This is a genomic window from Streptomyces sp. S.PNR 29, from assembly GCF_030386795.1.
Lineage (GTDB): Bacteria > Actinomycetota > Actinomycetes > Streptomycetales > Streptomycetaceae > Streptomyces.
Window position 1 is genome coordinate 204,442 of record NZ_JANUQM010000007.1, and the last position, 20,842, is coordinate 225,283.

The 20,842-nt window shown below is 69.0% G+C and carries 12 protein-coding genes and 1 pseudogene; 3 read left to right on the top strand and 10 right to left on the bottom strand.

What is annotated here, in order from left to right:
- Window position 1 precedes the first annotated feature (1 nt).
- Window positions 2-937, bottom strand: a complete 936-nt coding sequence (locus tag NW895_RS20555) for a sugar ABC transporter permease (RefSeq protein ID WP_289937208.1) — start codon at window positions 935-937, stop codon at window positions 2-4.
- Window positions 938-1,003: 66 nt separating this feature from the next.
- Window positions 1,004-2,464 (bottom strand): N-acetylglucosamine/diacetylchitobiose ABC transporter substrate-binding protein, encoded by a 1,461-nt coding sequence (ngcE, locus tag NW895_RS20560; protein ID WP_289937209.1) that lies wholly within the window; start codon window positions 2,462-2,464, stop codon window positions 1,004-1,006.
- A gap of 527 nt (window positions 2,465-2,991) precedes the next feature.
- Between ngcE and NW895_RS20565 the strand changes: the two are divergent.
- Together NW895_RS20565 and NW895_RS20570 are read left to right on the top strand one after the other, a co-directional pair.
- Window positions 2,992-6,725 (top strand): annotated as a pseudogene (locus tag NW895_RS20565) (GH92 family glycosyl hydrolase).
- A 20-nt stretch (window positions 6,726-6,745) separates the two neighbouring features.
- A complete protein-coding gene (locus NW895_RS20570; protein ID WP_289937210.1) occupies window positions 6,746-8,713 on the top strand; it encodes an alpha-glucuronidase in 1,968 nt (655 codons plus the stop codon).
- On the opposite strand, the gene NW895_RS20575 is transcribed toward NW895_RS20570, so the two are convergent.
- From NW895_RS20575 to NW895_RS20600, 6 genes are read right to left on the bottom strand one after another with little or no spacing between them, the layout of a single operon-like run.
- Window positions 8,707-10,719 carry a beta-galactosidase gene (locus NW895_RS20575; protein ID WP_289937211.1) on the bottom strand — a complete coding sequence of 671 codons (2,013 nt, stop codon included), beginning with the start codon at window positions 10,717-10,719 and terminating at the stop codon, window positions 8,707-8,709. The two genes, NW895_RS20570 and NW895_RS20575, sit on opposite strands and share 7 nt — an antisense overlap.
- Complete coding sequence (locus tag NW895_RS20580; protein ID WP_289937212.1) at window positions 10,716-11,399, bottom strand: hypothetical protein; 684 nt, start codon at window positions 11,397-11,399, stop codon at window positions 10,716-10,718. The genes NW895_RS20575 and NW895_RS20580 overlap by 4 nt, the downstream gene beginning before the upstream one ends.
- Window positions 11,396-12,910 carry a xylan 1,4-beta-xylosidase gene (locus NW895_RS20585; protein WP_289937213.1) on the bottom strand — a complete coding sequence of 505 codons (1,515 nt, stop codon included), beginning with the start codon at window positions 12,908-12,910 and terminating at the stop codon, window positions 11,396-11,398. Before NW895_RS20585 ends, NW895_RS20580 begins: the two co-directional genes overlap by 4 nt.
- The gene (locus NW895_RS20590) at window positions 12,907-14,562 is read right to left on the bottom strand and encodes an extracellular solute-binding protein (RefSeq protein WP_289937214.1); all 1,656 of its coding nucleotides are present in this window, start codon (window positions 14,560-14,562) and stop codon (window positions 12,907-12,909) included. The genes NW895_RS20585 and NW895_RS20590 overlap by 4 nt, the downstream gene beginning before the upstream one ends.
- A gap of 56 nt (window positions 14,563-14,618) precedes the next feature.
- Entirely contained in the window at window positions 14,619-15,491 is an 873-nt protein-coding gene (locus tag NW895_RS20595; protein ID WP_289937395.1) for a carbohydrate ABC transporter permease, read from the bottom strand.
- A gap of 11 nt (window positions 15,492-15,502) precedes the next feature.
- Window positions 15,503-16,495 carry an ABC transporter permease subunit gene (locus NW895_RS20600; protein ID WP_289937215.1) on the bottom strand — a complete coding sequence of 331 codons (993 nt, stop codon included), beginning with the start codon at window positions 16,493-16,495 and terminating at the stop codon, window positions 15,503-15,505.
- A gap of 258 nt (window positions 16,496-16,753) precedes the next feature.
- On the opposite strand from NW895_RS20600, the gene NW895_RS20605 reads away from it, so the two are divergent.
- The gene (locus NW895_RS20605; protein WP_289937216.1) at window positions 16,754-17,743 is read left to right on the top strand and encodes an acetylxylan esterase; all 990 of its coding nucleotides are present in this window, start codon (window positions 16,754-16,756) and stop codon (window positions 17,741-17,743) included.
- A gap of 82 nt (window positions 17,744-17,825) precedes the next feature.
- Here the strand turns inward: NW895_RS20605 and NW895_RS20610 are convergent, their stop codons facing one another.
- Both NW895_RS20610 and NW895_RS20615 read right to left on the bottom strand, forming a co-directional pair.
- The gene (locus NW895_RS20610) at window positions 17,826-18,140 is read right to left on the bottom strand and encodes an antibiotic biosynthesis monooxygenase family protein (RefSeq protein WP_289937217.1); all 315 of its coding nucleotides are present in this window, start codon (window positions 18,138-18,140) and stop codon (window positions 17,826-17,828) included.
- Window positions 18,141-18,152: 12 nt separating this feature from the next.
- Entirely contained in the window at window positions 18,153-20,705 is a 2,553-nt protein-coding gene (locus NW895_RS20615; protein ID WP_289937218.1) for a GH32 C-terminal domain-containing protein, read from the bottom strand.
- Window positions 20,706-20,842 lie beyond the last annotated feature (137 nt).

Genomic DNA, 20,842 nt, shown 5'->3' on the forward strand with positions numbered 1-20,842 from the left:
CTCAGAACTCGATGCGCTCGCGGCGGGTGGCGCGCAGCGTGACCACGGACAGGACCAGGGTGAGCAGCAGCATGATCACGCCCATCGCACAGGCGTAGCCGCTCTTGCCGAAGTAGAGGAAGTTGCGCATCATCACGGTCGACATGACGTCGCTGGCGTGGTCGGGACCGCCGCCGTACGCGCCCATGTTCTGGGTCATGGTGGCGACCAGGACGAACATGTCCATCGCCACGATGCCCAGGTACACCCAGGCGGTCTGCACGCTGTCCCACAGCAGCGGCAGGGTGATGCGCAGGAACGACTGGGCGCGGCCGGCGCCGTCGATGAGCGCGGCCTCGTAGATGTCCCTCGGGATGGACTGCATGGCGGCCGAGAACAGCACCAGGTAGAAGCCGACGCCGTGCCAGACGGCGACCAGGATCAGTGCCCAGCGCACGAATCCGGGTTCGTTCAGCCATTCCACCGGATTGCTCGCGTCGACCAGGCCGATTTTGATCAGGAAGCCGTTGAGCATGCCGCCGCCGTCGCTGCGGTACACGGCGTTGAACAGCACGGCGAGAATCGCCAGCGACAGCACCTGCGGGAAGAAGTAGATGATCTTGTAGAACTTCGATCCGGCGACACCGCTGACTCCGCCGGCCCGGCTGCGTCCGCCCGCGTTCACCATGAAGGCGAAGAACAGGGCGAGCAGAATGGTGATCACCGGGATGAACACCAGGAACTGGATGTTGTGCCAGATGGCGCCCAGGAAGACATCGTCTTGGAGCAGTGCCTTGTAGTTGTCGAGCCCGACGAAGTCGAAGGTCTGCGACTGCCCCTTCCAGTCGGTCAGCGAATAGCCGAACGTCTGGATGTACGGCCAGATGACGAAGATCAGATAGAGCGCCACGGGGATGAACAGAAACCCCGCGATGAACCTGTACTGCCCTTTGCGCATTGGCGATTCCTGCCCCTGGTGTCCTCCCCGGGCCGGAGGTGTTCCGGCCCGGGGAACGGCGTGCGGTCAGTCCCGGTGGTTCTTCTTGGACGCCGGGTCCTTGGCCTGCTTGTCGACCGCGGCCTGGGCTCGCTTGAGCCACTCCTTCGGCTGGATGCGCTTGGCCATCAGTTCGTTGGACGCGGCTTCGAGGGCGGCACCCATCTCGCTGTACCAGTCGACGTACATGTAACGGAAGGTGTTGTCACCCGCCGCCTTGGACGCCTCGACCGTGGACTGGGTGCCGGGGCGGAGCTCGACGGTCGGGTCGACGCCGTCCTTGAGGATGGTCAGCGAGTTCGCCTCCTTGGCGAAGAGCGTCGACCACTCCCTGGAGAGCATCATCCGCATGAACTCCTGGGCGCCGGCGAGGTTCCTGGCCTTGGCCGGGATGATGAAGGGCTCGCCGGCGCCGGCCCGGATCGCCTCGAAGGGCAGCTTGCTGTCGGGCAGCAGCGGCATCGGCATGAACTTCATGTCGAAGTCCGACGGCGTCGTCTTGAGCTGCTCGTTCTCCAGCCAGGAACCACAGGTGATGAAGGCGGCCTTGTACTGGTTCCAGCGGGTCTGGGACTCGGTGTGGGTCAGGCCGTTCGTGCCGGGCATCAGCAGGCCCTTCTCGACGACCTCGTAGATCGCCTCGACGCCCGCCTGCGCCGCCTCGGAGCCGACGAAGGCCTTGGGGTCGAGGTTGTCGATCGCCTTCATGGCGTCCAGACCGCCCTTCTTGGCGATCATGTCCATGATGGCGACATTGATGTAGTACGGGTACTTGCCCTGGTGGGCGAGGCCGCCGATGCCCTGCTTCTTGGCGTCCTGGCAGATGGCGAGGAAGTCGGCCCAGGTCTTGGGCTCCTCCCAGCCCTTCTCCTTGAAGAGCTTGCCCGAGTACCACAGACCCCAGACCGTGTAGATGTAGTTGAGGGCGACGACCTTGCCCTCGAACGTGCCCGGGTCGAGCGTGCCGGGGATGAGGGTGTCGCGGACCTTCTTGGAGGGGTCGTCGACCGACGGGGCGTCCAGTACCTTGGCGAGGTCGAGGAGCTGCCCGTTCTTGTTGAGGACGTCGACCTTGATCTGCTGGGCGCCCGAGTCGTCGACGATGTCCGGCGGGTTGCCCGCGTTGAAGCGCGGCTGGAGCTTGCCCGTGATCTCCTGGGTGCCGGTGTGGGTGGAGGTGACGCCCCATTTCTTCTGGAACGAGGCCTCCCACGCCTTGGCGTAGTCGTCGCCGTACCCGCCCTTGAAGATGACGACGTCGAGCTTGCTGCCCTTCTTCACGCCGAACGGGTTCGACGCGGACGTCTTGCCCTGCGTGTCATCGGCGGAGTCGTCGCCTCCCCCGCCGCTGGCACAGGCCGACAGGAAGCTCATCGTGGGTACGGACAGCAGGCCGAGTGCGGCAGACCGCTTGATCAGATCGCGGCGGCCGACACCCGGTGCGCCGGTGTGGCCGGAACCGTTGTTCTCGGCGGAAGTGGATCCCATGCTCAAGTCCTCGCCTTCTCCAGGACTCAGGCGGTGAACCGGATCCTCCCCGGCACCGCGATCGGGTCAAGCTGGGTCGTGCAGGAAGTGCGTGAACTACTCAAATGCGTGAGCCACCGGGAAGGCGAGGAGTACACGGTGGGCTGACCTGTTCCGTACGCCAAACCACCCGTTCCGGCTCCCCCCGGACCTGCTCCCGATCTATCGAACGGCTAAGCGGGTGCGACAGGTATAGTCCACTTCCCGTCAAGGGATCAAGATCGAATGCAAGGTTGGCCATTTGTCTTTTCCGAGTTGAGACCTCGCGGAAATATGAGCTGCCTGTGGGCGGCTTGCCGGAAAAATCCGCGACATAGGCCCCGAATGCCACACCCAACACCCTTGACAGTCCTTTGACTTGACCCCCTACTGGTCCTTGCGCACCACAGTTGACAACGTTGTCCAGAGGGCAGGGAGGGCGCTCGCGCATGCAGATGGGAGTTCGGCACAGATGGGGTCCGGCGGTCGCGACAGCGGCCGCCTTATGTATGGCCGTGGGATCACCGGGCACGGCGGTCGCCCTGCCCGCAGCACCGGAGACCGCCGACCGGGAGTTCGCCTCCTCGTTCGAGTCGGACGACCCGGTTCCGGACTGGGTCAGCACCGTCGACGAGGCCCCGGACGGCAGCAAGCGGGCCGCGGGCGTGGACGGCGGGTACACCAGCGGCATCCCGGGCAACGTGACCGACCACGTCACGGACGTCCGGGCCGGCGGTGAGAACACGGGCGCCGGTGAGGTGAAGGAGAACCTCGTCGACGGCGAGGCCGGCACCAAGTGGCTGACGTTCGAGCCGACCGGCTGGGTCGAGTTCGACCTGGACAAACCGGTCAAGGTGGCACGGTACGCGCTCACCTCCGCCAACGACCACGACGAACGCGACCCGGCGGACTGGACCCTGAAGGGCTCGGCGGACGGGAAGGACTGGAAGACCCTGGACACCCGCTCGGGCGAGTCCTTCGCCGAGCGGTTCCGGACGAAGACGTACGACCTCGCCGAGCCGGCCGAACTCCGGCACGTCCGGCTGGACGTCACGAAGAACAACGGCGGGGACCTCCTGCAGATCGCCGACGTGCAGTTCTCCACGGGCGCCGGCGACGGCCCCGTCCCCGAGGACATGCTCTCTCTCGTCGACCGCGGCCCGAGCGGCTCCCCCACCGCGAAGGCGGGCGCCGGCTTCACCGGCAGGCGGGCCCTGCGGTACGCCGGACGGCACACGGCGGACGGGCGTACTCGTACAACAAGGTCTTCGACGTGAACGTGTCCGTCGGCCGGGACACGCGGCTGTCGTACCGCGTCTTCCCGTCGATGGCGAACGGCGACCGCGACTACGCCGCCACCAACGTCGCCGTCGACCTGGCCTTCACCGACGGGACGTATCTGAGCGACCTGAAGGCGACCGACCAGCACGGGTTCGAGCTGAGTCCCCGGGGACAGGGGGCCGCCAAGGTGCTGTACGTCAACCAGTGGAACAACGTGGTCTCGCGGATCGGCCCGGTCGCCGCCGGGAAGACGGTGGACCGGATCCTGGTCGCGTACGACTCCCCCGAGGGCCCGGCGCGGTTCCGCGGCTGGCTGGACGACCTGGCCCTCGGGCGCGTGGCGCCCGAGAAGCCGAAGGCACACCTGTCCGACTACGCGCTGACGACCCGCGGCACGAACTCCAGCGGCGGCTTCTCGCGCGGCAACACCTTCCCGGCGACGGCCGTGCCGCACGGCTTCAACTTCTGGACGCCGGTGACCAACGCGGGTTCACTGAGCTGGCTGTACGACTACGCACGTGCGAACAACGCGGACAACCTGCCGACGATCCAGGCGTTCAGCGCGAGCCACGAGCCGAGCCCCTGGATGGGTGACCGGCAGACCTTCCAGGTGATGCCGTCGGCCGCCGCCGGCACCCCCGACACCGGCCGTGAGGCCAGGGAGCTGGCCTTCCGGCACGAGAACGAGACCGCGCGGCCGTACTACTACGGGGTGCGGTTCGAGAACGGGCTGACGGCGGAGATGGCCCCGACGGACCACGCGGCCGTGCTCCGCTTCACCTACCCGGGCGACGACGCGAGCGTGCTCTTCGACAACGTGACCGAACAGGCGGGGCTGACCCTGGACAAGGAGAACGGCATCGTCACCGGTTACTCCGACGTGAAGTCGGGACTGTCGACCGGGGCCACCCGGCTCTTCGTCCACGGCGTGTTCGACCAGCCGGTGACGGACTCAGCGGTGAGCGGGGTCAAGGGGCACCTGCGGTTCGAGGCGGAGGACCGGACCGTCACCCTGCGCCTGGCGACCTCGCTCATCAGCGCCGACCAGGCGAAGGACAACCTGCGCCAGGAGATCCCCGACGGCACCTCCTTCGAGACGGTGAAGAAGCGCGCCCAGCGGCAGTGGGACCGGCTGCTCGGCAAGGTGGAGGTCGAGGGCGCCACGCCGGACCAGCTCACGACCCTGTACTCCAGCCTGTACCGGCTGTACCTGTATCCCAACTCGGGCTTCGAGAGGGTCGACGGCAGGTACCGGTACGCCTCCCCCTTCTCCCCGATGCCCGGCCCCGACACCCCGACGCACACCGGCGCGAAGATCGTGGACGGCAAGGTGTACGTCAACAACGGTTTCTGGGACACCTACCGGACGGCCTGGCCGGCGTACTCCCTCCTCACGCCCGGGCAGGCAGGCGAACTGGCCGACGGGTTCGTGCAGCAGTACAAGGACGGCGGCTGGACCTCACGCTGGTCCTCCCCCGGCTACGCGGACCTCATGACCGGCACTTCGTCCGACGTCGCGTTCGCCGACGCGTACGTCAAGGGCGTCGGCTTCGACGCCAAGGCGGCCTACGACGCGGCCGTGAAGAACGCGACCGTCGTGCCGCCCTCGCCGGGCGTGGGCCGCAAGGGCATGGCGACCTCGCCCTTCCTCGGCTACACCGGCACCGAGACCCACGAGGGGCTCTCGTGGGCGCTGGAGGGCTGCCTCAACGACTACGGCATCGCCCGGATGGCCCGGAAGCTCTACGAGGAGACGGGCGAGAGGCGCTACGAGGAGGAGTCCGCGTACTTCCTCGACCGGGCCCAGGACTACGTGAACCTGTTCGACTCCGAGGCCGGCTTCTTCCAGGGGAAGGACGCGAAGGGCGACTGGCGCGTCCCGTCCGGGAAGTACGACCCGCGGGTGTGGGGCTACGACTACACCGAGACCAACGGCTGGGGCTACGCCTTCACCGCCCCGCACGACAGCCGTGGCCTCGCCAACCTGTACGGCGGCCGCAGTGGACTGGCGGAGAAGCTCGACGAGTACCTCGCCACGCCCGAGACGGCGTCACCGGAGTTCGTCGGCTCCTACGACGGTGTCATCCACGAGATGACGGAGGCACGGGACGTGCGGATGGGCATGTACGGGCACTCCAACCAGGTCGCCCACCACGCCCTCTACATGTACGACGCGGCCGGGCAGCCGTCGAAGGCGCAGAGACACGTCCGTGAGGTGCTGTCGCGGCTGTACGTCGGCAGCGAGATCGGACAGGGCTACCACGGCGACGAGGACAACGGCGAGCAGTCGGCCTGGTTCCTGTTCTCCGCGCTGGGCTTCTACCCGCTGGTGATGGGCAGCGGTGAGTACGCGATCGGCTCCCCGCTGTTCACCAAGGCGACGGTCCGTCTGGAGAACGGCGAGGAGCTGGTCGTCAGGGCACCGCGGAACACCGCGAAGAACGTCTACGTGCAGGGTCTGCGAGTCAACGGCCGTCCGTGGACGTCGACTTCGCTGCCGCACTCGCTGATCGCGCGGGGCGGTGTGCTGGAGTTCGACATGGGCCCGCGGCCGTCGTCGTGGGGCACCGGGAAGCACGCGGCGCCCGTGTCGATCACCGAGGACGACAAGGTGCCGGCACCACGCGCGGACGTCCTGAAGGGCGAGGGGGCGCTCTTCGACGACACGTCGGCGACGGACGCGACGGTGACGTCCCTGGAGCTGCCGGTGGCCGGTCGCACCGAGGCCGTGCAGTACACCCTGACGTCGTCGGCGGACCGGGCGAAGGCCCCGACCGGCTGGACGCTCCAGGGGTCCACGGACGGCACCGCGTGGCACACCCTGGACGAGCGCTCAGGCGAGTCCTTCCCATGGGACAGGCAGACCCGCGCGTTCTCCGTGAGGTCCCCGGGTACGTACGACAGGTACCGCCTGGTCCTCGACGGTGAGGCGACCGTGGCGGAGATCGAACTGCTCGCCTGAGCAACCGAGTTGGGGGTCCCATGCCGCTTCCCGTGCCCGTGCCGCCCGAGGGTGTCGACCCGGCCTGGCTGCCGCCGGTGGCCTTCCGGCCGCTCGGCACCCGGCGGACGCTGATCCGCGGATCGGGTCCGCTGGTGGACACGGTGCACGGGGAGGTGGCGGAGGCCTGCGCCCGGTTCGGTGGCGGGGTGGACCGCGACGCCGGGCCGGGCGGGACGTCGTACGACCTGGTGCTGGAGGTGAGCGGCTCGCAGGGCGGCGAGGAGTTCACGTGCGGGCGCGAGGACGGTACGACGACCGTCACGGCGTCCGGCCCGGCGGGGCTGCTGTACGGCCTCTTCCACGTCGTACGGCTCGGCGAGGAGGCCTTCCGCGGTGAGCGGCCGCGTGCGAGGCACCGTCCGGCGCTCGCGCTGCGGATGCTGGACCACTGGGACAACGTGGCCGTGCATCCGGTGATGGGTCAGGTGGAGCGCGGGTACGCGGGCGGCTCGCTGTTCTGGCGGGACGGGCGGGCGCGCGGCGAGCTGGGCCGGGTGCGGGCGTACGGCAGGCTGCTGGCGGCGTGCGGGATCAACGCCGTGGCGGTGAACAACGTCAACGTGCACGAGACCGAGGCCCACCTGCTCACGGACCGCATCGGTGAGGTCGCCTCCCTCGCGGACGCGTTACGGCCCTACGGGATCCGGACGCACCTGTCGGTCACCTTCGCCGCGCCGATGGTGCTCGGCGGGCTGTCCACGGCCGATCCTCTGGACGAGAGGGTGCGGGCCTGGTGGGCCGAGGCGGCCGCGCGGGTGTACGAGGAGATCGAGGACTTCGGCGGGTTCGTGGTGAAGGCGGACTCGGAGGGCCGGCCGGGACCGTTCGCGTACGGCCGCAGTCACGCGGACGGTGCCAACATGCTCGCCGCCGCGCTGGAGCCGTACGGCGGCACGGTGCACTGGCGGGCCTTCGTCTACAACCACCGCCAGGACTGGCGGGACCGGACGACGGACCGGGCCCGTGCGGCGTACGAACACTTCGCTCCGCTGGACGGGGAGTTCGCGCCGAACGCGGTGCTCCAGGTCAAGCACGGGCCGATGGACTTCCAGGTGCGGGAGCCGGTCTCGCCGCTGCTCGGCGCGATGCCGCGGACCCGCCTCGCGCTGGAGCTGCAGGCCACCCAGGAGTACACCGGGCAGCAGCGGCACGTGTGCTGGCTGGGGCCGATGTGGAGTGAGGTCCTGCGGTTCCGTCCGGACGGGGTTCCGGTGGGGGAGCTGGCCGACGCGCTGGTCGCCGTCTCCAACGTCGGGGACGATCCCTTCTGGACCGGGCATCCTCTCGCGCAGGCCAACCTCTACACCTTCGGGCGGCTCGCCTGGCAGCCGGACGCGGATCCGGGCGGGATCCTCGACGAGTGGATCCGGCTCACCTTCGGGACGGGCCCGGCAGCGGGGCTGCACGCGGTGCTGGACGGTTCGTGGCGGACGTACGAGAAGTACACCGCGCCGCTCGGGGTGGGCTTCATGGTGCAGCCGGGGCATCACTACGGGCCGAGTGTGGACGGATACGAGTACAGCCCGTGGGGGACGTATCACTTCGCCGACCGGGACGGGGTCGGGGTCGACCGCAGCGTGGCGACCGGCACCGGGTACGCGGGTCAGTACGCCAAGCCCTGGGCCGAGCTGTACGAGTCGCCGGACACCTGCCCCGACGAGCTGCTGCTGTTCTTCCACCACGTGCCGTACGGGCATGTGCTGAAGAGCGGAAAGACCGTGATCCAGCACATCTACGACACGCACTTCGAGGGTGTGGCGGAGGTGGAGGAGGCCCGGGAGGTGTGGGCCTCGCTGGCCGGACTGGTGGATCCGGCACGCCACGCACGGGTCGCCGAACTGTTCGAGGAACAGCTGCGCAGCGCCCGCGAGTGGCGCGACCAGATCAACAGCTACTTCTTCCGGAAGTCCGGGATCCCGGACGAGCGGGGCCGGCCCCTCTACTGAAGGCGCAGGACCACCGTGCCGAGCGGGTCGAGGGTCAGCGGCTCCCCCTGCTCGACCCGCTTGCCGGTCAGCAGGTCGGTGGCGGTGGTGTGGGCGGTCAGGCGGGCCGGTTCGGCGGTGTGGTTGAGGAGGAAGAGGAGGCGGGTGCCGTCGGGGGTGACGCGGGTCGCGGTCTCCACGGCGGGCTGCTCGGCGTACGGGCCGAGCAGGTCGTGGCGGTCGAGAATCCGGCGGACCACCTGGTCGACGCCGGGCTGGTCGAGGGCGGTGGCGACGTACCAGCCCTCTCCGTCGCCGAATCGGTTACGGGTCACGGCGGGGGTGCCCGCGTAGAAGTCGTGGCCGTACGTGGCGACGGGCTCGGCGCCGCGCGGCTGCACGATCTCGAAGACCAGCCGGGCCTGCGCCCGCAGTTCCGGGATGCGCTGCGCGAACTCCGGCTGCCGGGCGTCCCACTCGTCGACGCGAACACCCATGAGGGGCGCGAGCGGGCCGGGGACGTCGGCGAGGAAGGCGCGGTCGTGTTCGTCGACGCGGCCGGAGAGGAAGGTGGTCAGCACGGTGCCGCCACGGGCGGCGACGGCTTCCAGGCGGGGGGCGAGGTCGCCCTTGACCATATGCAGCACGGGGGCGAGGACGACGTCGTACGGGGTGAGGTCGGCGGTCTGCGGGACGACGTCGACATCGGCGCCTGCTGCGCGGGCGGCGCGGTAGTAGGCGTGGACGATGTCCTGGTAGCGCACGAGGCGGGAGGGGCCGTCGGAGATCTCCAGGGCCCACCAGCTGTCCCAGTCGAAGAGGAGTGCGGTGCGGGCGGGAGTGCGCGCTTGCAGAGTGGCGCCGCCCAGCAGCTCCAACTCCCTTCCGAGATCGGCGACTTCGCGGAAGACGCGGGTGTCGTCACGGCCCGCGTGCCCGACGACCGCTCCGTGGTACTTCTCGCAGGCTCCGCGGGAGGCGCGCATCTGGAAGTACAGGGCGGCGTCCGCGCCGTGCGCGAGGGCCTGGAAGGTGGCGAGGCGGAGTTCGCCCGGACGCCTGAGCGGGTTGACGTCCCGGCAGGCGGTGGTGGACGGGGTCTGCTCCATCAGCCAGAAGGGGGCGCCGTCCTTCAGGCCGCGCATCAGGTCGTGCGCGAGAGCGGGCCAGGTGGGCGGGGCGTCGAGGGGCGGGTAGCTGTCCCAGGACGCGAAGTCGAGGTGGGGCGCCCAGCGGTGGTAGTCGAGGGGGCGGAACATGCCCATGAAGTTGGTGGTGACGGGCGTGTCCGGGTCGTGCGCGCGGATCGCCTCCTTCTCGGCGAGGAAGCAGCCGAGCAGGGCGTCGGTGGTGAAGCGGAAGTAGTCGAGGGTGGTGCCCTGGAAGGCGGTGTGGTCGGGGCCGCGCCAGTGCTCGGTGAGGGCGCTCGGGGGCTCGATCTCGTCCCAGGCGGTGTAGCGGTGGGACCAGAAGGTGGTGCACCAGGCGTCGTTGAGGGCGTCGAGCGTGCCGTACTTGTCGCGCAGCCAGGCGCGGAACGCGTCGGCGCACAGGTCGCAGTAGCAGGCGCCGCCGTACTCGTTGTTGATGTGCCAGGCGAGCAGGGCGGGGTGGTGCGCGTACCGTTCGGCGAGGCGTGCGGCCATCGCGGTGGCGTGGCGGCGGTACGCGGGTGAGCTGGGGCAGAAGTTGTGGCGCTGGCCGTAGCGGTGGCGGCGGCCCTCGAAGTCGGTGCGGTTGACGTCGGGGTGCCGTTTCGCGAGCCAGGGCGGGAGGGCGGCGGTGCCGGTGGCCAGGCAGACCCGGCGTCCCTCGGCGGCGGCCCGGTCGAGGATGCGGTCCAGGATCGTGAAGTCGTACGTGTCCTCGGCCGGCTGGGTGAGGGACCAGGAGAAGACGCCGACGGTGAGGGTGTTGATACCGGCCTGCGTGAACAGGCGGTGGTCCTCGTCCCACACCTCCTCCGGCCACTGTTCGGGGTTGTAGTCGCCGCCGTAGGGGACCTTCGGGGTGCGGGGTGCGGTCATGCGGTGAAGTCCTCCTGGGTCTCTGCGATCACCGGGCGGCAGCCGTGCAGCAGGGAGTACAGCAGCGGGGCGGCCAGCAGGGCGGGCAGGGCCTCGGTGAGCAGGACGGTCAGGCCGGCGGCGAGGACGAGCAGGGAGGCGGCGGCCAGGGTGGCGCGGCCGTGCCTGAGCAGGAAGTACGCGGCGAGGCGGGCCGTGTCACGGGCGCGGAAGGCGAACAGGGAGGTGAGGACCAGGGCGTGCGCGCCCCAGAGGAGGGAGCCGGCGCCGATCGCCGTGAGCAGCACCGCCCACCAGCCGGGCAGGCCGGTGGCGGAGAAGTGGGTGAGGGTGAAGGCGATGACGGTCAGCCATGCGAGCAGGGGCGTCCACAGTTTCAGCGCGGGCAGGGCGTTGAGCCGCCAGCCCCGCCCGTAGGTGCGTGCCGGGTGGAGGTCGGTGAGGTCGCGCCCGCGGTGGTGGAGGGCGTACAGGGCGGCGGAGAGGGCCGGGCCCAGCGGCAGCAGGCATACGGCGGCCAGCGGGAGGTTCGACGGGGCGGCGCCGAGGAGGAACAGGCCGGCCAGGCCCGGTGAGGCGGCGAGCAGCAGCAACGCCTCGACGGTCACCACGGTGTGGATCAGGGCGGCGGCGCGGGAGAGGGGGCCGTCTCCGAAGGCGACGGCCTGGGGGGCGCTCACTGCGGTTCCTCCCTCCCGAGCAGTCGGCGCTCGTCCCACCAGGGCGGGGTCTCGTCCGTCACCGGGTCCAGCTCCACGAGCGTCACCTCGTGGCGGGCGAGGGTCAGGTCCAGGTGCACCCTGCCGTCCTCGGCCGGCAGCCGCCGATGACTGCGGGCGGGTTCGGCGGCCTCCCGCAGGACGTCGAGCTGGTGCGGGCGGGGTGAGCGCGGGCTGCCCATCCGCTGCCAGGCGGTGTGGGCGTTGCCGTGCTCCTCGTCCACCGTGGACCGGCGGACGAACACCTCCCCCGACTGCACCGGGACGGACAGGCGCAGGGCATGCCGCTCGGGGCCGGGTGTCTCGCCGCTCGGGTCGACGGGTGCCCAGGCGAGGACGGTGACCCGGCCGTCGGCGTGCCGTGTCACCAGGTGGTCGTCGCCGAGCGCCAGCAGGCCCTCTCCCATGCGGGCCATGAAGGCGTACAGGTGGTACGTGGGCTTCTTCACCTGCCGGTGGGTGAGCAGTCCGAAGCCGCCGTGGAAGAGGGCGGTCGGCACGCCCGCCTCCTCGAACATGTCGCTGAACGTCCAGTACGAGAAGGAGTCGGCGTGCTCGCCGCCGCCCGCGAGAACGGGGGCCAGGTACGCGGCGTTGAAGGCGGTGTCGTGGATGGGGTTGTCGGGGCAGTACGAGGAGTTGAACTCGGTGATGTGGACGGGCAGCCCCGCGAGACGCGTGTTCTTCAGACGGTCGCGGGGCGTGGCGAACTGGTCCAGGAGGTCCCGCGCGGGCGCCAGCGTCTGGTACGAACCGAACGGCACGTGCTGGGCGGGGCCCGAGGTGTACGCGTGCTTGGACACGAAGTCCACGGGGACGTCCCGGCGTTCGGTGAACTCGGCGAACCGCTCCAGCCACTCGTCCGCGCCGGGTGAGATGGCGGGCCCGCCGACCTGCAGGTCGGCGTCCACCTCCTTGACGGCGTGCGCGGTCACCTCGTACAGCCGGTGGTACGCCGCCTCGTCGGCGTCCTTCCAGAAGCCGGGCAGGTTGGGCTCGTTCCACACCTCGATGGGCCAGGTGCGCACCTCGTCGAGGCCGTACCGGTCGACGAGGTGGGCCACGGTCGCGCGGACCAGCCCGGCCCACTCCTTCCCGTCCCGGGGCGGGGTGACGTTGCCCCGCCACCAGAAGATGGTCTCCTCGCCGGAGGCCAGCTGCTCGGGCATGAAGCCGAGTTCCAGGAACGGGCGGATGCCGAGGCCGAGGTAGGCGTCGATGACCTGGTCGACGTACGTGAACGAGTGGTGGACGCGCCGGGCGCCCTCCCATTCGTAGGGGCGGTGCACGCCCATGCCGTCGCTGAGCAGGCCGTGTCCCCGGATGTACCGGAAGCCGATCTCGCGCTGGAGCAGGGCGAGGGAGTCCTGGTAGTCACGGCGCAGGGCGAGTTCGATCCGGCCGGTGCCGACGCAGTGGCGCCAGGCGTCCGGGAAGGTCCGGTTCACGCTGTCGGGGACGCGGATGATCATCCGTTCTCCTTCTTGAAGCGCTCGTACGCCTTGTTGTGCAGGTCGACCAGCTGCTGCATGTTCTTCGCCTTCAGCTCGGTGACGTACGCGTCCCATTCGGACAGCGGGCGCTTGCCGAGGACGAACTTGAGCGTGTTCTGGATGGCGTGGTCCTTCAGCGGCGTGTCCCAGAGCGTCGCCTGTTCCTGCTCCACGGACTTCAGCGGGTGGGCGGGGTCGACGGGCAGCTCCTCGCGCTGGGTCATGACGTCCTGGAACTTCTTCTCGTCCGGGCTGAACGAGGAGGAGACCAGTGACCAGCTGCCGCCGTAGGTGAAGACGCCGTTGAAGAAGCCGAAGTCCTTCTGGAGGTCCTTCGGGGCGTCCGGGTCGGAGCCCATGAGGCTGATGCCGGGCTCCAGCTTGTACTGGCCGCCGGACTCCGTGTAAGTGACGCCCTCGACACCCCACTTGCAGAGTTTCTGGCCCTCGTCCGAGTACCAGAGCCAGTCCACGAACTGCATCATCGCGACGAAGGTGTCGCTCTTGAGCGCCTTGCTGGAGATCATGATGCCGTTCTCCAGCCGGGCACCGCCCAGCACCACCGGGCCCGCCGGCCCGAGGGGCACCGGGATCATCTCGATCTTCGCGCCCTTGACCTGCTTGCCCAGCTTGTAGCGGTAGTTCTGCACCAGCTCCTGCGGATTGGCGCTGATCACATAGGACTTACCGGCCAGCAGCTTCTGCACCGCCTGGTCGTCCTGCTGCGTGAAGCTCTCCGGGTCCAGCAGCTTCTCGGCGACGAGTCTCCTCAGGTACTCGATCATCTGGCGGTAGCTGTCGGTCGCGGCGGTGAAGACGAACTTCTGCGCCTTGGTGTCGAAACTGATGTTGTCGTAATTCCAGCCCGCCTTGACCCCGTAGGCCTGGCCGAGGTAGTTGAACAGCGCGCCGCACGGGAAGGGGGTGTTGGTGCTCCAGCGGTCGGTCCAGGGGTACTTGTCGGGGTACTCCTCCTTGAGGGCCTTCAGGACGTCGTACACCTCGTCCCAGGTGGTGGGCAGGGCCAGGCCGTGCTGGTCGAGGACGTCCGTGCGGAAGGACAGCGAGTAGCCGATCTTGGCCTTCTCGTGCAGGCCGGGCAGCAGGTAGTACTTGCCGTCGGACTGGCGGATGGAGTCGAGTTCGGGCTCCAGCTTCCACTTCCTGACCTTGGCCTGGAAGTTGGGCATCAGGTGCACGTAGTCGCTGACCGGGAGGATCGCCCCCGACGACACGAACGCGACCTCGGAGGGGTGGTAGGTCTTGGGGATGATGAAGGGGGCGTCGCCCGAGCCGATGAGGACACTGCGCTTCTTCTCGTAGTCCACCAGCGGGACGTCGACCGGCTTCAGGGTGATTCCGGTGCGCTTGGTGACCTCTTTCCAGAACAGCCAGCCGTTCTTCGTCGGGTAGACCGGGTTGTTGTTGTGCAGGAGGGAGAAGGACAGCGGCTTCGAGGCCTTGAACTGCTGTCCGGAGCGGTACTCCTTCATCGCACCGCGTCGCTTCTTCGACAGGTCCTTGGAGTCCCCTCCGTCGTCACCGCTGCCGCAGCCGGTGAGCGTGGCGAGGGAGACGAAACCGGCGGCGGCGAGGACCTGGCGCCGCGACAGCTGTCCTGTGTTCTTCACGGGAACTCCCTTGTTCCGTCAGTGGGTCGAGGAGGAGCAGCGTGGGTGGTGCAGGGTCAGCCCTTGACCGCACCGAGCGTCACGCCCGAGACGAAGTAACGCTGGACGAACGGGTACACGCACAGGATCGGCAGCGCGGTGAGCACGATCGTGACGGCCTGGATGCTCGCGCCGACCTGGCTGAGCTGCTCGGTGGCGGCACCGACGCCGGCGCCTCCGGTGGCGCCCTGGATGACGTTGCGCAGATAGACGGTGACGGGCATCAGGTCCGTCCGGTCCATGTAGAGGAACGCGCTGAACCAGGAGTTCCAGAAGGACACCGAGTAGAAGAGCACCATGGTCGCGACGACCGCCTTGGACAGCGGCAGCACGATTCTGAGCAGGATGCCGTAGGTGCTCAGGCCGTCGATCTGCGCGGCCTCCTCCAGTTCGGTCGGCAGGCCCTCGAAGAAGGCCTTCATCACCAGCAGGTTGAAGACGCTGATCGCGTTGGGCAGCGCGATCGCCCAGACGCTGTTCTTCAGGCCGAGGCTGGTGACCAGGACGTAGTTGGGGATCAGGCCACCGGTGAAGAACATCGTGAACACGGCGATGCCGACGAGCGCGGTGCGCCCCTTGAGGTGCTTCTTCGACAGCACATAGGCGTAACACGTGGTCAGGACCATGGCCACGGCGGTGGACACGACCGTGTACAGGACGGTATTGCCGTAGTTCCGCCAGAACATCGAGTCCTGGAACACGATCTTGTACGTGGTCAGGTTGAAACCCTTGGGCCACAGGGTCACTTCACCGGCGCGGATCTGGCGCTCCCCGCTGAAGGATCTCGCGACGATGTTGAGGAAGGGGTACAGGGTCACGACCACGACGAGGGTGAGGATCACCCCGTTGACGCCCTGGAAGACGCGGTAGCCCCGGGTGGGCCGGTTCACGGACGGACGGGTCACCACAGGCTCGTCCCCACTGTGCGGCGCGAGAACTGGTTGGCGGACACGATCAGGACCAGGCCGATGATCGCCTCGAACAGACCGATGGCGGCGGCGTAGCTGAAGCTGCTGGACTCCACGCCGGTCCGGTACACGTACGTGGAGATCACGTCGGAGGTCTGGTACGTCAGCGGGTTGTACAGCAGCAGGACCTTCTCGAAGCCGACCGCCATGAACGTGCCTATGTTGAGGATCAGCAGCGTGATCATGGTGGGCCGGATGCCGGGCAGGGTGACGTGCCAGATCTGCTGCCAGCGGTTGGCGCCGTCGATGCGTGCGGCCTCGTACAGTTCCTCGTCGACCGTGGTGAGCGCGGCGAGGTAGAGGATCGTGCCCCAGCCGGCGGTCTGCCAGATCTCCGAGCCGACGTAGATCGTGCGGAACCACTCGGGTTCCTGGATGAAGCGGATCGGGTCGTGGCCGAACCACTCAAGGACCTGGTTGACCGGGCCGTCCGTCGCGAGCATCTGCATCGTGAGGCCCGCGACGATCACCATCGACAGGAAGTGCGGCAGGTACGACACCGACTGCACGAACCGTTTCAGGGACCGCCTGCGCACCTCGTTCAGCAGCAGCGCGAGGACGATCGGGATCGGGAAGCAGAAGACGAGCGTGAGTCCGCCGAGCCACAGCGTGTTGCGGAACACCTGCCAGAAGGTGGGGTCGGTGAGGAACATCTCGACGTAGCGCAGGCCGACCCACTGCTCGCCGAAGACCGAGCCGCCCGGCTCGAAGCGGCGGAAGGCGATCACGTTGCCGATCATCGGCAGGTAGCGGAAGACCAGGAAGAACAGCAGCGGCAGCACGGCCAGCGAGTACAGCTGCCAGTCGCGGCGCAGCGCCCGCCGCCAGCCGGTGCGCGCCGGGGGGCGGGCACGGCGGGGCGCGGTTCTCGTCGGCGGGGGATCCTGGGTGCCGGGCGGTGGCGCCGGCGTGATGGAGGTGCTCATGCTCGGGCCTCCCGTGGCGGTGGGACACGGAACCGAAACTTTCGAGCTCTTACCGGTAACTTGCGGCAACTTATGGGGCATGGAAAGCGCTGTCAATGGGTGCTGCAACAGGGAGTTGAGGCAGCCGTGGCGTATGGGAATCACCTCGGGACCGCTGCGGAAGACATGAGGTGACTGTTACCGTCATCCGGAACTTTCTGAGATACGACCGCAACAATCGGTCGTCACCGCCGTCCGAGACTCCTGCGAGGTGCTGCTGTGCCCGCGTTCGACCTGCCGCTCCCGGAGCTGGAGCACCATCGCCCGGACGTCGAAGAGCCCTCCGACTTCGACGAGTTCTGGCTGAGCACCCTCAAGGAGGCGGCACAGGCGGAGCCGCTCGTGTCGGTACGTCCGGTGGAGACCGGCCTACGGCTGACGCGGACCTGGGACGTGACCTTCCGGGGCTTCGCGGGCGATCCGGTGCGCGCGTGGTTCAGCAGGCCCGCCGGGGTGGACGAGCCCCTGCCGGCGGTCGTCGAGTACGCGGGCTACGGACGCGGCCGCGGCCTCCCGCACGAACGGCTCACCTGGGTGAACGCCGGGTACGCGCATCTGCTGATGGACAACCGCGGCCAGGGCGACCAGTACGGCTGCGGCGGCGAGACGCCGGATCCCCATGCGGGGGCGCCGGGCGGGCCGGGCCCGATGGTCCGCGGTCTGCTCGCCCCGCACGACTACCACTACCGCCGGCTGATCACGGACGCGGTGCGCGCGGTCGCCGCGGTACGGGAGTTGCCCGGTGTGGACGCCGGGCGGGTCGCGGCCGTCGGCAACAGCCAGGGCGGCGGCCTCGCCCTGGCCGTCGCGGCTCACGTCCCCGATCTGGCGGCGGTCCTGGTCACCGCCCCTCTGCTGTGCGGCATCCGCCGCGCCCTGGACCTCACCGACGCGCCCCCCTACGGCGAGATCACCGCGTACCTCTCCGTGCACCGGGGCGCGGAGGCGGCCGCGTACCGCACCCTGTCCTACATGGAGGGCATCTCCTTCGCCCGGCGCGCCCAGGCCCCGGCCCACTTCGGGGTGGGCCTGCGGGACAGGGTGTGCCCGCCCAGCGGGGCGTACGGCGCCTGCAATCGCTACGGGGAGCTGACGGCCGCCGCCCCGCGCAAGGAGATCCACGCCTATCCGTTCAACGGCCATGAGGGCGGGGACGCGGTGCATGTCCGGCGTCAGCTGGACTGGCTGCGCCAGGTGTGGGAGGTGTGAGGTCCCCCTGGCGCGTGGTCGGGGCGCCCGCGCGGCGCCCCTTCTCCGCCTACCGAACGCCGCGCCCCGGTGCGCTCCCTTGTCAACGCCTCGTGGGCGGGTGCGCTCCCAGCGGCTCCAGGAACGTCAGCACGGAGGCGTCCTCTTCGATCAGTGGGGTGAGGGCGGCGTTGAACGGGCCGCCGTACGGGGCGTTCAGGTGGGTCTGGAAGGCGTCCTCGTCCCGGTACACCTCGAAGATCCAGTAGGCGCGCGGGTTGGACGCCTTGGTGTAGACGTCGAAGGCCAGGTTGCCTGGTTCCTCGCGCACCTTCCGGGCGTAGTCCCCGATCAGTCGGGCGACCTCGTCCTGAGCTCCCTCGCGGGCGGTGAACTCGGCGAGCAGGGTCCTCTTCACGGTTCGGTCCTTTCAGTGGGCGGAGTCGAGGTGCCAGACGACGGCCTTGTCCAGCTTCACCGAGCCGTTCTCGGCGAAGACCTGCACGCCCTGGTCGGCGGGGTCGGGGAAGATCTGGTCGGTGATCACGGCCTCGCCGTTGCCGCCGAACACCTCGACGGACGACCAGTCGACCAGGACGCGCAGCTTCACCTTGCCGTTCTCGGCTTTCAGGGGCGCGCTCTGGACGCCGGGGAAGCTGCTGTTGAAGTCCACGGCGCCGGAGTGGGTGCGGTCGACGTACAACTGCTGTGTCGTGGTGTCGTAGCCGATGACGGTCTCCTCGCCGCCCGCGCCGGTGCGCACCTTCAGGCCGAACCGTTCGGCGTCCTTGAGCGAGAAGGTCGCCTCGATGTCGAGCGCCTTGCCCTCGGCCGCGCGGCCGATCAGGGGCTGGGAGGTGTTCTCGACGGTGAGCCCGGTCGCGGACGACGGGGCCTGCCGCAGGGACGTCACGCTGTTCACCGGCTCGCTGACCAGCCGGACCCGGCCGTCGACAGTGCGCAGGGCCATCTGGCGGGGGATGCTCTGCGCGCCACGCCAGGGGGAGGTCGGGATGGCGCCGCTGTAGTCCCAGTTGTTCATCCAGCCGATCATGTAGCGCTTGCCGCCCGGGGCGTTCTCCCAGGACACCGCCGCGTAGTAGTCCTTGCCGTAGTCGGCCCAGTCGGCGCGCTGCAGGGCGGAGAGGGCGGGGGTGTCGGCGGCGGTGAACTGGTCGGCCAGGATGTGCCCCCAGCCGGCGGTGTTCATGTCGACGACCTGGATCCGCGCCTTCTTGCCGAGGTAGGGGCGCAGGTCGAAGGAGGCCCAGTCGAGGGTCTCGCTGTTGGAGCCGGTGGCGCTGCGGACGATCTGGCCGTCGACGAGCAGGTTGACGGACGTCTCCTGGGAGACGGGCCGGGCCTGGGTGTCGGACAGCATGATGTGGTCGACGTTGATGTGGCCCCAGCCGCCGGTGTTGTCGTCGACGATCCTGATCCGCGCCTTCTTGCCGGCGAGGTCGCGGACGTCCCAGGAGGCCCAGTTGAGGGCCTCGGCGTCCTGGCCGGTGGCGCTGCGGACCACCGCTCCGTCGACGACGAGCTCGACGGCGGTGGGGTTGCCGGAGGAGAGGCCGTGGTTGCCGCCGCCGATGAGGAAGTTGACGTAGTCCTTGTCGAGGGTGAACTCGGGCGAGGTGAGGGTGCCCGTGGTGGCGTCGCCGTTCAGGTAGCTGTTGACCAGGCCGCTGCCCAGGAAGCCGGAGACCTCCTGCTGGCCGGGCAGGGTGCCGGTGGCGGGTGCGGAGCCGAAGGCGTCCCCGGTTGTCGTCCAGTCGCCGTAGGTGCCGCCCTCGAAGTCGGCGAGCAGCGTGCCCTCTGGCTCAGGGCCCCGTTCCATCACCGTTCCCGGCACGTGCGGGTGCCGGCCGCCGCCGACCTTGAAGTTCAGGTAGTCGCTGTCGACGGTGAACTCGGGCGAGGTGAGGGTGCCGGTGGTGCCGTCGCCCGAGTGGAAGCTGTTGGCGAGGCCCTTGCCGTCGAAGCCGTCGACCGTGCCCTGGCCGTCCAGCGCCCCGCCTGTGGGCGCCTGGCCGAACGCGGTGCCGGTGGTGGTCCACGGACCGAAGTCGGTGCCCTCGAAGTCCTGCACGACCTGGCCGGCGGGCGGGGTGTACGTGCCCTTGTCCTCGGCGGTGAACTTCTTGCCGTCGAAGTCGCCGATGAAGTACTGGGCGGCCGAACCGCCCGCGATGCCACCGGGGTTGATGTTGACGACCAGCACCCACTTGATGTTGTTCTCGTCCCCGTCGACCGCGAGGGGGAACAGGTCGGGGCACTCCCACACGCCGCCGGTCGCACCCTGTGGCCCGAACTCGCTGAGCAGGTTCCAGTCCTTGAGGTTCTTGGACGAGTAGAACCGCACCTTGTGCTCGGTGGACAGCGACACCGTCATCAGCCAGCTCTTGGTCGGCTCGTACCACTGGACCTTGGGGTCGCGGAACTCCTTGGAGCCGATGTCGAGGACGGGATTGCCCCGGTACTTGGTCCAGGTGCGGCCGCGGTCGGTGCTGTAGGCGAGCGACTGGGCCTGGATGCCGGTGGCCTTGTCGTAGCTGGTGTAGATCGCCACCATGGGCGGGTTCTTCAGGGTGCCGAAGCCGGTGGTGTTGTTCCGGTCGACGACCGCGCTGCCGGAGAAGACCATCTCCTGGTCGTCGTGCGGCAGGGCTAGCGGCAGCTCCTTCCAGTGCACGAGGTCCGTGCTCACCGCGTGCCCCCAGGACATGTCACCCCAAGAGTTTCCATTGGGGTTGTACTGGTAGAAGAGGTGGTATTCGCCCTTGTGGTACACGAGGCCGTTGGGGTCGTTCATCCAGTTCTTCTCCGGGGTGAAGTGGAACTGGGGGCGGTAGGTCTCGGAGTACGGCGGAGTGTCGGCCGCGACGGCCTGAGGGACGAGCGGGGCGGCGGACAGGGCGCAGACGGTCGCCACCGCCGCCAACCGCATCCGGGCATGCCGGGATACGCGTGCAGAGCCCATGGTGTCTCCTCGTACAGCGGCCGTCCGCGCAGCGGTGACTGCGGCCCCGGCGCGGACGGAGCGAAAAGTGACGCCTTGGTCGGCGGTGTCGTCCACGCGGTCGGCCAAGGAGTGTCATCGTTGACTTGTGTCATCGA

Bases quoted from the DNA above. Each gene is read 5' to 3' on its own strand.
- NW895_RS20585 (WP_289937213.1), bottom strand. From the start codon at position 12,910: ATGATCATCCGCGTCCCCGACAGCGTGAACCGGACCTTCCCGGACGCC.
- NW895_RS20575 (WP_289937211.1), bottom strand. From the start codon at position 10,719: ATGACCGCACCCCGCACCCCGAAGGTCCCCTACGGCGGCGACTACAAC.
- NW895_RS20570 (WP_289937210.1), top strand. From the start codon at position 6,746: ATGCCGCTTCCCGTGCCCGTGCCGCCCGAGGGTGTCGACCCGGCCTGG.
- NW895_RS20555 (WP_289937208.1), bottom strand. From the start codon at position 937: ATGCGCAAAGGGCAGTACAGGTTCATCGCGGGGTTTCTGTTCATCCCC.
- NW895_RS20615 (WP_289937218.1), bottom strand. From the start codon at position 20,705: ATGGGCTCTGCACGCGTATCCCGGCATGCCCGGATGCGGTTGGCGGCG.
- NW895_RS20600 (WP_289937215.1), bottom strand. From the start codon at position 16,495: ATGAGCACCTCCATCACGCCGGCGCCACCGCCCGGCACCCAGGATCCC.
- ngcE (WP_289937209.1), bottom strand. From the start codon at position 2,464: ATGGGATCCACTTCCGCCGAGAACAACGGTTCCGGCCACACCGGCGCA.